This window comes from Nonomuraea dietziae, assembly GCF_014195505.1.
Classification (GTDB): Bacteria; Actinomycetota; Actinomycetes; order Streptosporangiales; family Streptosporangiaceae; genus Nonomuraea; species Nonomuraea roseola.
In genome coordinates, this window is the sequence record NZ_JACIBV010000001.1 from 8,707,899 (window position 1) to 8,719,324 (window position 11,426).

Annotated in this window: 12 protein-coding genes; 7 read left to right on the plus strand and 5 right to left on the minus strand. The window is 70.8% G+C overall.

Annotated features, from left to right (window positions below):
• The first annotated feature begins 101 nt into the window (after positions 1-101).
• Complete coding sequence (locus tag FHR33_RS41440) at positions 102-668, plus strand: HAD family hydrolase (RefSeq protein ID WP_183659593.1); 567 nt, start codon at positions 102-104, stop codon at positions 666-668.
• 6 nt (positions 669-674) lie between these two features.
• On the opposite strand, the gene FHR33_RS41445 is transcribed toward FHR33_RS41440, so the two are convergent.
• Entirely contained in the window at positions 675-2,081 is a 1,407-nt protein-coding gene (locus tag FHR33_RS41445) for an FG-GAP-like repeat-containing protein (RefSeq protein ID WP_183659594.1), read from the minus strand.
• A gap of 66 nt (positions 2,082-2,147) precedes the next feature.
• Here FHR33_RS41445 and FHR33_RS41450 point away from each other — a divergent pair, with 66 nt between their 5' ends.
• The gene (locus FHR33_RS41450) at positions 2,148-3,377 is read left to right on the plus strand and encodes a cytochrome P450 (protein WP_312895980.1); all 1,230 of its coding nucleotides are present in this window, start codon (positions 2,148-2,150) and stop codon (positions 3,375-3,377) included.
• Here the strand turns inward: FHR33_RS41450 and FHR33_RS41455 are convergent.
• Entirely contained in the window at positions 3,359-4,747 is a 1,389-nt protein-coding gene (locus FHR33_RS41455) for an MFS transporter (RefSeq protein WP_183659596.1), read from the minus strand. The two genes, FHR33_RS41450 and FHR33_RS41455, sit on opposite strands and share 19 nt — an antisense overlap.
• A 489-nt stretch (positions 4,748-5,236) precedes the next feature.
• On the opposite strand from FHR33_RS41455, the gene FHR33_RS41460 reads away from it, so the two are divergent.
• Positions 5,237-5,797 carry a helix-turn-helix domain-containing protein gene (locus FHR33_RS41460; RefSeq protein WP_246452333.1) on the plus strand — a complete coding sequence of 187 codons (561 nt, stop codon included), beginning with the start codon at positions 5,237-5,239 and terminating at the stop codon, positions 5,795-5,797.
• A gap of 59 nt (positions 5,798-5,856) precedes the next feature.
• Positions 5,857-6,309, plus strand: a complete 453-nt coding sequence (locus tag FHR33_RS41465; RefSeq protein ID WP_183659598.1) for an SRPBCC family protein — start codon at positions 5,857-5,859, stop codon at positions 6,307-6,309.
• Between the two features lie 54 nt (positions 6,310-6,363).
• On the opposite strand, the gene FHR33_RS41470 is transcribed toward FHR33_RS41465, so the two are convergent.
• On the minus strand, positions 6,364-6,744 hold the full coding sequence (locus FHR33_RS41470) for a VOC family protein (RefSeq protein WP_183659599.1): 381 nt from the start codon (positions 6,742-6,744) through the stop codon (positions 6,364-6,366).
• Between the two features lie 209 nt (positions 6,745-6,953).
• On the opposite strand from FHR33_RS41470, the gene FHR33_RS41475 reads away from it, so the two are divergent.
• From FHR33_RS41475 to FHR33_RS41485, 3 genes are all read left to right on the plus strand, one after another.
• Positions 6,954-7,850, plus strand: a complete 897-nt coding sequence (locus FHR33_RS41475) for a glycosyltransferase family 2 protein (protein ID WP_221241454.1) — start codon at positions 6,954-6,956, stop codon at positions 7,848-7,850.
• Positions 7,851-8,119: 269 nt separating this feature from the next.
• A complete protein-coding gene (locus tag FHR33_RS41480) occupies positions 8,120-8,758 on the plus strand; it encodes a biliverdin-producing heme oxygenase (protein ID WP_183659600.1) in 639 nt (212 codons plus the stop codon).
• 9 nt (positions 8,759-8,767) lie between these two features.
• Positions 8,768-9,367 (plus strand): TetR/AcrR family transcriptional regulator, encoded by a 600-nt coding sequence (locus FHR33_RS41485; protein WP_183659601.1) that lies wholly within the window; start codon positions 8,768-8,770, stop codon positions 9,365-9,367.
• A gap of 19 nt (positions 9,368-9,386) precedes the next feature.
• On the opposite strand, the gene FHR33_RS41490 is transcribed toward FHR33_RS41485, so the two are convergent.
• Both FHR33_RS41490 and FHR33_RS41495 read right to left on the minus strand, forming a co-directional pair.
• On the minus strand, positions 9,387-10,040 hold the full coding sequence (locus FHR33_RS41490; protein WP_183659602.1) for a response regulator: 654 nt from the start codon (positions 10,038-10,040) through the stop codon (positions 9,387-9,389).
• Entirely contained in the window at positions 10,037-11,266 is a 1,230-nt protein-coding gene (locus FHR33_RS41495) for a sensor histidine kinase (RefSeq protein WP_183659603.1), read from the minus strand. Before FHR33_RS41495 ends, FHR33_RS41490 begins: the two co-directional genes overlap by 4 nt.
• Positions 11,267-11,426 lie beyond the last annotated feature (160 nt).

Sequence of the window (11,426 nt, forward strand, 5' to 3'; positions counted from 1 at the left end):
CCTCTCTGACGCCGAAGAGCGGCCTGGTCCATGCGGATGCCGCCCGAGTCCGAGGCCACCACCCTGGACGATCTCGCGCACGACTGGTGGGATTGATCCCCATGAACTGGGTGCTGTTCGACTACGGAAACGTCCTGTCCCTCCCTCAGCCGCACTCCGACGTCGAGGCCATGGCCCAGGCCGCGGGCCTCGACCTGCCCGCCTTCAGGCAGGGTTACTGGAAGCATCGCCTCGAGTTCGACAGGGGCACGCTCAGCCCCCAGGAGTACTGGTCGCTGGCGCTCGGACGGCAGGCGGGCGAGCAGGAGGTCGACGGGCTCGTCGAGCTCGACGTGGCCAGCTGGTCGCACGCCAACGAGGGCACGGTCGCGGTCATGCGGCGGCTGCCGCGCGTGGCGCTGCTGTCCAACGCGCCTGTCTGCATCGCCGACGGCATCGACCGCCTGCCGTGGATGGCCGGGATCGAGCCGCGCTTCTACAGCGGCAGGATGGGCATGGTGAAGCCCGACAGGGAGATCTATCTCGCCGTCCTGGAGGGGCTCGGGGCCGAGCCAGGCGAGGTGACGTTCGTCGACGACCGGCTGGAGAACATCGAGGCCGCCGAGCACGCGGGCCTGGTCGGCGTCCACTTCCGCGACCCCTCTGACCTGGAGCCGCTGCTGCGCTGACCCCGCTCAGCCGAAGGCGTAGCCGTACAGGCCGTGGCCGCTGGCGAGCCTGCGCGCCTTGGCGGGGCGCAGGCCCGCCGACGAGCCGGGCACCAGCGTGACCACTCCTCGCCCCGGCGCGGCCACGACCAGGCCGTGGACGGGGCGGCGCACCGACAGCGTGCGGTAGCGGCCGACCGAGGGCAGCGCGGCCAGCGAGGCGCCGAAGTCGCGGCCGCTGCCCTTGATCAGCAGGTCGCGGTGCCTGCTCAGCCCGCCTCGCCTGCCGCCCGCCAGCACCTGCACCGCGTTCTCGCCCGGGACGCCCACCGCCAGCTCGGCGTCGCCGTCGCCGTTGAAGTCGCCGGCGGCCAGCGCCGCGCCGAACCTGTCGGAGTAGCGCGGCGTCCCCTTGAGCAGCCGCTGCGTCCACGCCTCCCAGCGTCCGGTTCCGTAGCGGACGTGCACCATGCCGTCGCCGTAGTCCATGGCGCGCTGGTTGGCGCTCAGCCCCTCACCGGGCACGCCGATCGCCAGGTCGTCGCGGCCGTCGGCGTCGAAGTCGGCGGCGGCCAGCGAGCCGCCGAAGGCGTCCCACTTCTCCGCGGCGCCCTTCACCCCCTGGCTCGACTGCGTGTACTGGACGTTCCTGCGGGTGCGCGGGTTCACCACCGTCACCGAGCCCTGACCGTCGAAGCGGACGCTGTCGGCGGGCGCGCCGATCGCGATCTCGTCCTTGCCGTCGCCGTCGAAGTCGCCGGTGGCCAGCGCCGCGCCGAACTGGTCGGTGACCGCGCCCCGCTGGCGCAGGCCCTTCTGGGTGAGCTGGTAGCGCGCGCGGCCCTGGAAGCCGTGGACGACGACCGCGCCGCCCCCGCCCGTGGCGGGAGCGCCGATGACCAGCTCGTCGGCGGCGTCGCCGTCGAGGTCGCCTGCCGCCAGCGCCGCGCCGTACCGGTCGGAGCCGCGCCTGGAGGGCGACAGCTGCCTGCCCGCGGTGAGCCCGCCCGTCGAGCCGTGGAAGAGCTGGACGGCGCCGTTGCCGTCGGCGCCGGGAACCGGCGCGCCGAAGAACTCCTCCGACACCCCGACCGCGAGGTCGCCGCAGCCGTCGCCGTCGAAGTCGCCCGCGGCGAGCGCCGAGCCGAAGGAGTCGCCGTTCTCTGGGTCACCTGGAACGCCGGGCGTGGCCTGGGAGAGGCGCTCCTTGCGGCCCGAGCCGTACATGATCGTGACCGCGCCCGCGCGGGCGTGACCGTCCACGGTGTCGTACGGCGCGGCGATCGCCAGGTCGGCCAGTCCGTCGCCGTCGAAGTCGGAGGGGCGCCCCGCGCACTCCTTCACCGAGGCGGCGGCGGGAGAGGTCGAGGGCAGCGGCAGCAGGGGCAGGGCGAGGCAGGCGGCGGCGAGCAGGGCGGTACGAGAGACGTCCATGCTGGGATGGTCCCCAGGCCCGTAGAACCCGGCCTTAACGCCCAGGGAACGTGCCAGGATAGACGGGTGGACATCGACCTCGCGGACCTGGACTTCTGGCGCAGACCACTCAAGGAACGGCACGAGGCGTTCGCCAGGCTCAGGCAGGCCGACCTGCCCGTCTTCTTCCCCGAGAAAAAGGTCCCGCTGCTGCGTTCGGGCACCGGCTTCTACGCCCTGGTCCGCCACGCCGACGTCGTCGAGGCCAGCCGCAACGCCAAGGTCTTCTCCAGCGAGCCCGCCGTCACCAACCCCGAGCCGCCCGGCTGGGTCAAGCACGTGTTCGGCGAGTCGATGGTCAACATGGACGACCCCCGCCACGCCAGGCTGCGGCGCATCGTCTCGCGCGCCTTCAGCCCCAAGATGCTGCAGGGCCTGCAGGCCGACATCCAGAAGGCCTGCGCGCGCATCGTCGACGACGTGATCGCCAAGGGTCCTGGCGACTTCGTCTCCCAGGTGGCCGCGCGCCTGCCCATCCACGTCATCTGCGACATGATGGGCATCCCCGAGAGCATGCGGGCCAAGGTGCACGAGCACGTCGACGCCTCCACCGCCTACAGCGGCGTACGGCCCAGCCTGCTGCAGAGCGCCAGGCTGGCGGGCAAGAACGTGGTGGCGCTGCTGGCCCTGCAGCGCATGGTCATCCAGCTGGGCCACGAACGGGTCGCCGAGCCGGGCAAGGACCTCGTCTCCGCCCTGGTCACCGCCAACCCCGACGGGGAGAAGCTGACCGACAAGGAGCTGGGCTCCTTCTTCGCGCTGCTGCTGGTGGCGGGCAACGAGACCGCGCGCAACACGATGGCCCACGGCATCAAGCTGCTCACCGACCACCCCGCCCAGCGCGAGCTGCTGATGTCCGACTTCGACGGCCACGTCAACGGCGCCATCGAGGAGATGGTCAGGCACGTCTCGCCGATCATCCAGTTCCGCAGAACCGTCACCGAGGACTACGCGCTGCGCGGCCTGGAGCTGAAGAAGGGCGACCGCGTGGTCCTCTTCTACGGCTCGGCCAACCGCGACGAGGAGGTCTTCCCCGACGCCGACGCCTTCGACATCACCCGCGACACCAAGCCGCACGTCGGCTTCGGCGGCCCCGGCCCGCACTTCTGCCTCGGGGCCAACCTGGCCAGGCAGGAGATGCGGACGATGTTCCGCGAGCTGCTGACCAGGCTGCCCGACATCAGGTCCGTGGGCGAGCCCGAACTGCTGGTGTCCAACTTCGACAACAGCGTGCGCAGTCAGTCCTTCACCTTCTGAGGGGCCAGCACGTTCGTGGTGATGGTGACGAAGGTGATCAGCGCCGCCACGGCCATCATGCCGGCGCTGATCAGCATGGCCTTGGTGAATCCCCCGTCGAAGCGCGCGGGGTCCTTGAGCGCGTCGCCGACCAGGCCGACGAAGGGCGGGATCGCCGCCACCGCCAGCAGGCTGCCGGTGCGGGCGACGGCGTTGTTGACGCCGCTGGCCGTACCGGCGTAACGCTCCTGGGCGGTGGCCAGCACGGTCGCGGTCAGCGGCGCGACGGCCGCGGCCAGACCGAGGCCGAAGACCGTGACGGCCGGCAGCACCTGCAGCCAGTAGCTTGACCCCTCGCCGATCGTGCTCATGAGCAGGAACCCGGCGCCCGCCACGAGGATGCCGATCGTCATCGGCAGGCGCGGGCCGTACCGCCTGGCCGTCTCGCCCGCCCGCGCCGACAGCAGCATCATCAGCGCCGTCACCGGCAGCAGCGCCGCGCCCGCGGCCAACTCGGAGAAGCCCGCGACCACGATCAGCTGCAGGGTCAGCAGGAAGAAGACCACGCCCATGGCCGCGTACATGATCAGCGTCACCACGTTCACGGCGGTGAACACGTGGTTGTTGAACAGGCTCACAGGCACCAGCGCATCCGGCGACCTGCGGATCTGCACCGCCACGAAGGCGACGGCCAGCACCACGCCCACGACCAGCGGAATCGGCTGGCCGCTCTCGATCAGCCCGTAGGTGATGCCGGCCAGCGCGAGCGCGGCCAGCACCGAGCCGAGCACGTCGAAGCGGCCCGCCGCCTGCTCGTCCTTCGACTCGGGCACGTGCCTGAGCGTGGTCAGGACGACGATCGCGGCGAACGGCAGGTTGATCAGGAAGGCCCAGCGCCAGCCCGCGGTCTGCACCAGCCAGCCGCCCAGCAGCGGGCCGATCGCGCTGGCCACACCGCCGAGCCCGGACCAGGCGCCCACCGCCCTCGGCCGGTCCTCGCGCACGAAGCTCGCCTGGATGAGCGCCAGCGAGCCCGGCGTGAGCAGCGCGCCGCCCACTCCCTGGAGGGCGCGGGCCAGCACCAGCGTCTCGACGTTGGGCGCGGCGCCGCACAGCGCCGAGGCCAGCGCGAACCACACGGTGCCGATCAGGAAGATCTTGCGACGGCCGAAGCGGTCGCCGAGGGAGCCGCCGAGCAGGATGAGCCCCGCGAGAGTGAGGGTGTAGGCGTTGATCGTCCACTGGGCCCCCGCCATGTCGGCGCCGAGCTCCCTGCTCAGGGCGGGCAGCGCGACGTTGACGATCGTGCTGTCGAGCATGGCCAGGCCTGAGCCGAGCACGGTGGCGGCCAGGATCCACCGGCCCTGGGGGGATTTGAGCTGGACTTCCATGACGGCAATCTTGTCGTAGCCCTCTGACAGGACTGGACACCCCCCTCCCAGGCGGGCCCCTTGTGACCATGCACGAGCACCTCCGGTGTGTCCGGCCTCCAGGTGGCGTCGAGCATGTGGCGCCCATCGGCCTTGGCGCCGGTGAGGGTGAACGTCGCCGACTAGACTCGCAGCGTGTTCGACTCGCCTGACTTCGATCTGGCGTCCTATGCCGGCTTCGATACGCCGGTGTACGTGCGACACACGTACAACAGCTGGGACGCCGGTTGGCGATCACTGCTCGTCCAAGGCTTCGACCACGCGTGCGAGGTCGAGGACCTTGCGCTCCCCGCGGTGTCCGACCTGCATCTTGTGCTCTGCGTAGCCGGAAGTGCGGACATGTGGACACATGCCGGTGGCAGGCCCGTCCGGCGCCGCTGGGTTCCCGGCCATCTGGAACTCATGGTCCCCGGTCGCGCGAGTTCACTCAGCTACCGGGCGACGTCAGGGTTGAGCACCATCCAGGTCCACCTTCCCTCGCCGACCGTGCAGCAGGTCGCCGGAGCGCTGGGCGGTCGTGAGCCCGACTTCGAGGCGCTGTCGGCCGTCCTGCGAGGGGGAGATCCGGTTGTCGAACAGCTCCTCCGCTCGCTGCCGGGCGCCGGCGGCGTCAGTGACCTGTACGCGGAGTCCGCCGCGGCGTTCCTCGCCACGCACCTGCTGACCCTCGGCAGGAACGAACGCCTGCCCGGGCCCGAGCACGCCGCCGTCCGGGCGGGCGTCGCCATCATGCGGGAGCGCCTGGCAGAGCCTCTGACGCTGGCCACCATCGCCGCCGAGGTTCATCTGAGCGTGTACCACTTCGTCCGCGTTTTTCGGGAGGCCACCGGCCAGACACCCCACCGCTACCTCACCCGGTTGCGGATCGAGCAGGCGCAGCGGCTGCTGTCCACCAGCTCCCTCAGCATCGAGCAGATCGCCCGGCGGTGCGGGTTCGCCAGTCCGGGCGCGTTGTCGTCGGCCTTCCTGCGCCAGACCGGTGTCCGGCCCTCGGCGTACCGCAAGAACTGATCGATCCTCGGCAATCGCGCGCATGTCCCCGGAAGGCGGCGGAGCTTACGTTGGGGCTCATGCCGTATTCCTATGCCGTGACCGCACGCTCGCAAGCCGATCCTGACGCCGTCTTCGCGGCGCTCACTCATGCGGCCACCTGGCCGGTGTGGTCGCCGATCGGCTCGGCCGACGTCGAGGGCGGCGACCCCATGGGACGGCAAGAGGTCGGCGACACCAGGATCTTCCGCACCGGCCGTCACGTCGCGCGGGAGCGGATCGTCGAGCTGATCACCGACCGGCGGTTCGTCTACGACAACGTGGGCGGGCCCTTCCGGTCCTACCGTGGGACCGTCGATCTCACCCCGGTACCCACAGGCGGCACCGACATCGCCTGGTCCGCCACCTTCGAGCCCAACCTGCCGCTCTCGGGTGGCTTCTGGCGGTGGTACCTGACCCGCTTCATGCAACGCATGGCGGACGGTCTCGCCGCATACGCCGATGGCCGAATCGTGGACGGAGGCGTCGAGTGACCGTCAGGCGGCTCGCGGCTGTCTCTGCCCCTCCTCGACCCCCGACACCCCCTCCTAAGCTCCTTGGGGATGCCGCCGGTACAGCAGGCAGAACTCGTTGCCCTCAGGGTCGGCCAGCACGACGAACCCCTCGTCGCCCTTCTGGCCGACGTCGACGCGCGTGGCGCCCAGCCCGACCAGCCGCTTCACCTCGGCGTCCACATCGCCTCCGTCGGGGACGTGGAGGTCGGGATGGTTGCGGTTCTTGTCGCGCTTGGGGGAGTCCGTCGGCTGAAGCCAGACCGTCAACGAGCCTCGCGGCGCGTCCGCCGGCGGCCACAGGTGCGGGCCCTCGCCGTCGTGCTCGATCTCGTAGCCCAGCGCCGCCGACCAGAACGCCGCCATCTTCCGGCTGTCGTGGACGTCGAGCGTCCACTGCGCGAACCGGCTCGTCATGATGTCTCCCCTCTTCGCGATTCTGGCCTCGCCCTCTATCTGTTTCACCGATCGGCCTCGCCATTCAACCCGGCACCCTCCCACCGACGCAGCCGCCCGTCCAGGTGTGAAGGCCCCATATGGTGACTGAGGTCACATTCGGGCGGAACGCGCCGGGCGGCGAGTGATCGTTAGGGTGGTGGCTGACCGCACCCCCGGGAGACACGGCATTGTTCACCTTCGTCATCCCCGCGCACAACGAAGAGGCCACCGTCGCCGCCATCGTCGGGCAGGCGCGCGCCGCCGCAGGGCCGGGCGACAGGATCCTGGTCGTCGACAGCGCCTCGACCGACGCCACCGCGCGGCGTGCCGCCGAGGCGGGGGCGGAGGTCCTGAGCGGGCCGAAGGGCAAGGGCGCCGCGATGAACGCCGCGATCGACGTGGCCAGCACCGAGTGGGTGTGCTTCCTCGACGCCGACCTGGTCTCCTCGGAGCTCAACGTCGCCGCCGAACTCCGCGCGGCAGCCGCCTCCGGCACCGCAGGACACGTGGTGGGCGACTACGAATACGATCACCCCGGCACGATCCTCAGCTCGACGTTCACCATCTACGAGCCGCTGACCGAGAGGTTCTTCCCTGAGACGGGGTTCATGGGGGCGAACGCGCTGACCGGCTACCGGGCGGTGCGCCGGTCGCTGCTCACCGAGCCGCTTCCTGCGGACTTCGGAGTGGAGTCCTTCCTCAACATCACGCTCGCGCTGGCCGGTGCGCGGGTGCAGGTTCGCCATCTGGGTGTCATCGGCAGCCGGTTCCGTCCCACGGGCGGGACGATGGCCCGCGAGATCGGCACGGCCATCCTCGACCTGGCCGAGGCGCACGGCCGTCTCGACAGCGGCGAGCGTGGGGCGTGGGAGGCGTGGCTGGAGGAAGGCGTCGCCGCCATCGCACCGCAGGCGGCCGACGGCGGCAGGTCGGCTACGCTGGCGCGCCTGTTCGCCGCGGTCCGTCGGCCGATGCCGTCCACTCCCGCAGCCCGGCAACCCCGAGAGCGCACCACGGACGGACGCCACAGCCCGGGCGTGCTCACCCGGACGTGCCCCAACTCGATCCGCGTGCACGGCGGCTGACCCGGCCCCGGTGATCGCACGCTGTCCGGCGGCTCCGACGGTTTCGACGGCTCCGACGGTTCGGCGCAGCCCGCGCGACGCCGACTGGTGCTCGGCCTGGTGACCTGGGGTGGCTGGCCGGCCGGCCTGATCAGGATCACCGGTGTCGACCGATCGCTGGGGGGACCGAGCGTCTTTCCTGGCTGCCCGTGGTCGCCCTGCTCCCGCTGTTCATGACATGGTGTCGTCATCGACTTGACGTGAGCCGCCGGTTTTGGTGACACTGTGTCATGACCTTCTCCGAGACCCTTCGCGCGGCCACCTGGAGCGACCACGAGTCGGCCGAGGGCGAGAGCTATCTCACCGAGCTGATGGCGGGACGGCTCAGCGCCGAGGAGTACGGCGAGATGGTCGCCCAGCACTACTTCGCCTACCTCGCGCTCGACGGCGCGGCCGAGCGGCTGGCCGAGCACCCCGTCGCAGGGCGCTTCGTCTTCCCCTCGCTGTACCGTCAGCGGGCGCTGGAGCGGGACCTGACGACGATCTACGGCCCCACGTGGGAGTCGCGCATCGCGCCGTCCAAGGCGACCAGGACCCTGGTGGCCCGCATCGAGCAGGTCTCCGACTGGCCGGGCGGCTACATCGCCCACCACTACACCCGCTACATGGGAGACCTGTCGGGCGGCCAGTTCATCAGGATGGAGCTGCAGAAGATCTACGGCTACGGCAAGGGCGGCGGCGTCGACTTCTACGTCTTCGACGAGATCGGCTCGCTGCCGCGCTTCAAGAACGAGTATCGCGCCCGCCTCGACGCCCTGGCGCTCGACGAGGCGGAGGGGCAGCGGATCATCCGCGAGGTGCGGCTGGCCTACCAGCTCAACACCGAGGTGCTGGCCGAGCTGCTGCACACGGTCAGGTCGGCGGCCTAGCATAGGCCCATGCCCAGGATCAGCGCCGCCACGATCGGCGAGCACCGCGCCCAGACGCAGGACCGCATCCTGCAGGCGGTCTCGCGGCTGTCGCGCGTCCAGGGCATCGACGCGATCTCGATGACGGACGTGGCGCACGAGGCCGGCATCACCCGCACCGTGCTCTACAACTACTACCCCGACAAGGCGGCGCTGCTGCTCGCCTTCACCGAGCGCGTGACGCACTACTTCATCGAGGCCTACACCGCGCAGCTGCCGCCGTCGGCCTCGCCCTCGGAGCGGTTGCGCGCCTTCGTCAGGCTGCAGCTGGCCGGGCTCGTGGCGCATCCGCATCCCGGCGCCGCGGGGCTCAGCGCCTCCCTCGGCCCCGACGCCTACCAGCAGCTGGCCGACCACGTGGCGCCGATGCAGCGCATCCTGGTCGAGATCCTCGACAACGGCGCCGCCTCGGCGGACTTCCACCTGCAGGACGTCGAGGCCACGGCACGCATGATCATGGCCGTCATCGGAGCCGAGCGGGAGCCGCTGATCAGCGGGCGGGTGAGCGTGGAGGCGGCCGAGGAGATCGTGTCCGGCTTCGTGCTCCGCGCGCTCGGCAGCGCCTGCTGATCAGGTCGCGCCGCCTCGCTCACTCGCCGGGGCGCACCAGCCCCGTCTCGTAGGCGTAGACGATCGCCTGAGCCCTGTCGCGCAGGTCGAGCTTGGTCAGCACCCTGCCCACGTGCGTCTTCACCGTCTGCTCCGCCACCACGAGCCTGGAGGCGATCTCCTGGTTCGACAGTCCCTGCGCGATCAGCGTCATCACCTCGGTCTCCCGCTCGGTCAGCTCGGCCAGCCGCTTCACCGTGGGCGCCCTCGGCCCGCCCAGCCTGGCGAACTCGTGGATCAGCCGCTTGGTGACGGCGGGCGCGATCAGCGCGTCGCCGGCCGCCACCACCCGCACCGCCTCGGCCAGCTGCGCGGCAGAGGCGTCCTTCAGCAGGAACCCGCTGGCCCCCGCCCGCAACGCCTCGTAGACGTAGTCGTCCAGGTCGAACGTGGTGAGGATGAGCACCCTCGTCCGGGCGGAGGCCATCAGCCGCCTGGTGGCCTCCAGCCCGTCCATCACCGGCATCCTGACGTCCATCAGCACCACGTCGGGCGCCAGCTCGGCGACCCTTTCCAGCGCCTCGGCGCCGTTGGCGGCCTCGCCGACCACCTCGATGTCGGGTTGGCTGCTCAGGAAGACGGTGAACCCGGTGCGCACCATGCCCTGGTCGTCGGCGATCAGCACCCTGATCATGACGCTCCCTCCAGCGGCAGCACGGCTTTCACCTCGAACCCGCCCCCTTCCACGGGACCCGTCTCCAGCGACCCGCCCAGCAGCGAGGCCCGCTCCCTCATGCCCAGCAGCCCGTGCCCCGCGCCGGGCGCGCCGCCCGGCCTGCTCGCGGGGCCGTTCGTGACCCGGATGCGCAGCTCGTCGTCCCTGACGAGCTCCACGGCCACGGTCGAGCCCGGCGCGTGGCGCATGGCGTTGCTGAGGGACTCCTGCACGATCCTGTACGCCGAGACCTCCACGGCCTTCGGCAGCCGGTCGAGCTCGCCGGAGCGTTTCACGAGGACGGCCAGGCCCGCCGTCCGGGCGTTGGCCACGAGCTCGTCCATCCTGTCGAGACCGGGAGCGGGCGCGGTGTCGGTGCGGCCGTCCTCGTCGCGCAGCACGCCCAGCACCTGGCGCAACTCCTTGATCGCCTCCAGTGACAGCCCGCGGATCTGCGCGAGCCCCGCATCCAGGCGCGCGGGGTCGCCCCCCGCCTCCAGCGGTACGGCCTCGGCCTGGATCGCGATCACCGACAGGTGATGGGCGACGACGTCGTGCAGCTCGCGGGCTATGCGCGCCCTCTCGGCCAGGACCGAGCGCTCCTCGACGGCCGTGTCCCTGCTCAGGGTGGCGCTGCGCCGCACCCTGACGTTGTAGCCGAACAGGACGACCACGCTCAGCGCGATGCCCGCAGGCACCACCGACTCCCCGAGGACGAACCACGCGGCCACGAGCGAGATCGCCCACACCGCCGGCGTGATCCGTCTGTCGCACCTGACGGCTACGGAGTAGAGGACCAGCAGGCCCATGATGGCGCCCTGCATCATGAACGAGCGGATCCCGTCGAGCAGGTAGCTCATCCACAGCGCCGGCGGAAGGAGCGCGAGAGCCAGCCGCCACGCCGCCAGCGGCCAGCGCTCGCGCAGCGCGACAGGCAGCGAGAGGCCGGTCGCGGTCAGACAGAGCAGCCATATCGGCTGCGGTGCGGCTTCGGTCAGGTTCGTCAGGTCGTTGAGGACGGTGCCGAACAGCGCCCAGGCCAGCAGGAGATCGGCCACCTGCACCAGATCGAGGTGGCCGAAGGGCAGCAGCCCGCGCAGCAGGCCGGGCATCGGAGGGCGCAACCTGCGCGAACGCGGGGGCGCGGGGTCGGCCTCGCCCCTGAAGAGCGCGAGCCTGAAGGGCTGGACGACGGCCGAGATCACCGCAACAGCCTACGAGCCTCTGACCAGGCCCGCATCACCCCTGAGAGTGATCCCTCGGAGGTATCACTTACATCATTACGATCGCTGTGAGCGAACATCAGCAACTTCGGGAACATTGGAGGGCTCTCGTTAATTGAGTCGGTATAACTCAACCCTTTGG

Bases quoted from the DNA above. Each gene is read 5' to 3' on its own strand.
- FHR33_RS41440 (WP_183659593.1), top strand. From the start codon at position 102: ATGAACTGGGTGCTGTTCGACTACGGAAACGTCCTGTCCCTCCCTCAG.
- FHR33_RS41455 (WP_183659596.1), bottom strand. From the start codon at position 4,747: ATGGAAGTCCAGCTCAAATCCCCCCAGGGCCGGTGGATCCTGGCCGCC.
- FHR33_RS41445 (WP_183659594.1), bottom strand. From the start codon at position 2,081: ATGGACGTCTCTCGTACCGCCCTGCTCGCCGCCGCCTGCCTCGCCCTG.
- FHR33_RS41470 (WP_183659599.1), bottom strand. From the start codon at position 6,744: ATGACGAGCCGGTTCGCGCAGTGGACGCTCGACGTCCACGACAGCCGG.
- FHR33_RS41485 (WP_183659601.1), top strand. From the start codon at position 8,768: ATGCCCAGGATCAGCGCCGCCACGATCGGCGAGCACCGCGCCCAGACG.
- FHR33_RS41490 (WP_183659602.1), bottom strand. From the start codon at position 10,040: ATGATCAGGGTGCTGATCGCCGACGACCAGGGCATGGTGCGCACCGGG.
- FHR33_RS41480 (WP_183659600.1), top strand. From the start codon at position 8,120: ATGACCTTCTCCGAGACCCTTCGCGCGGCCACCTGGAGCGACCACGAG.
- FHR33_RS41465 (WP_183659598.1), top strand. From the start codon at position 5,857: ATGCCGTATTCCTATGCCGTGACCGCACGCTCGCAAGCCGATCCTGAC.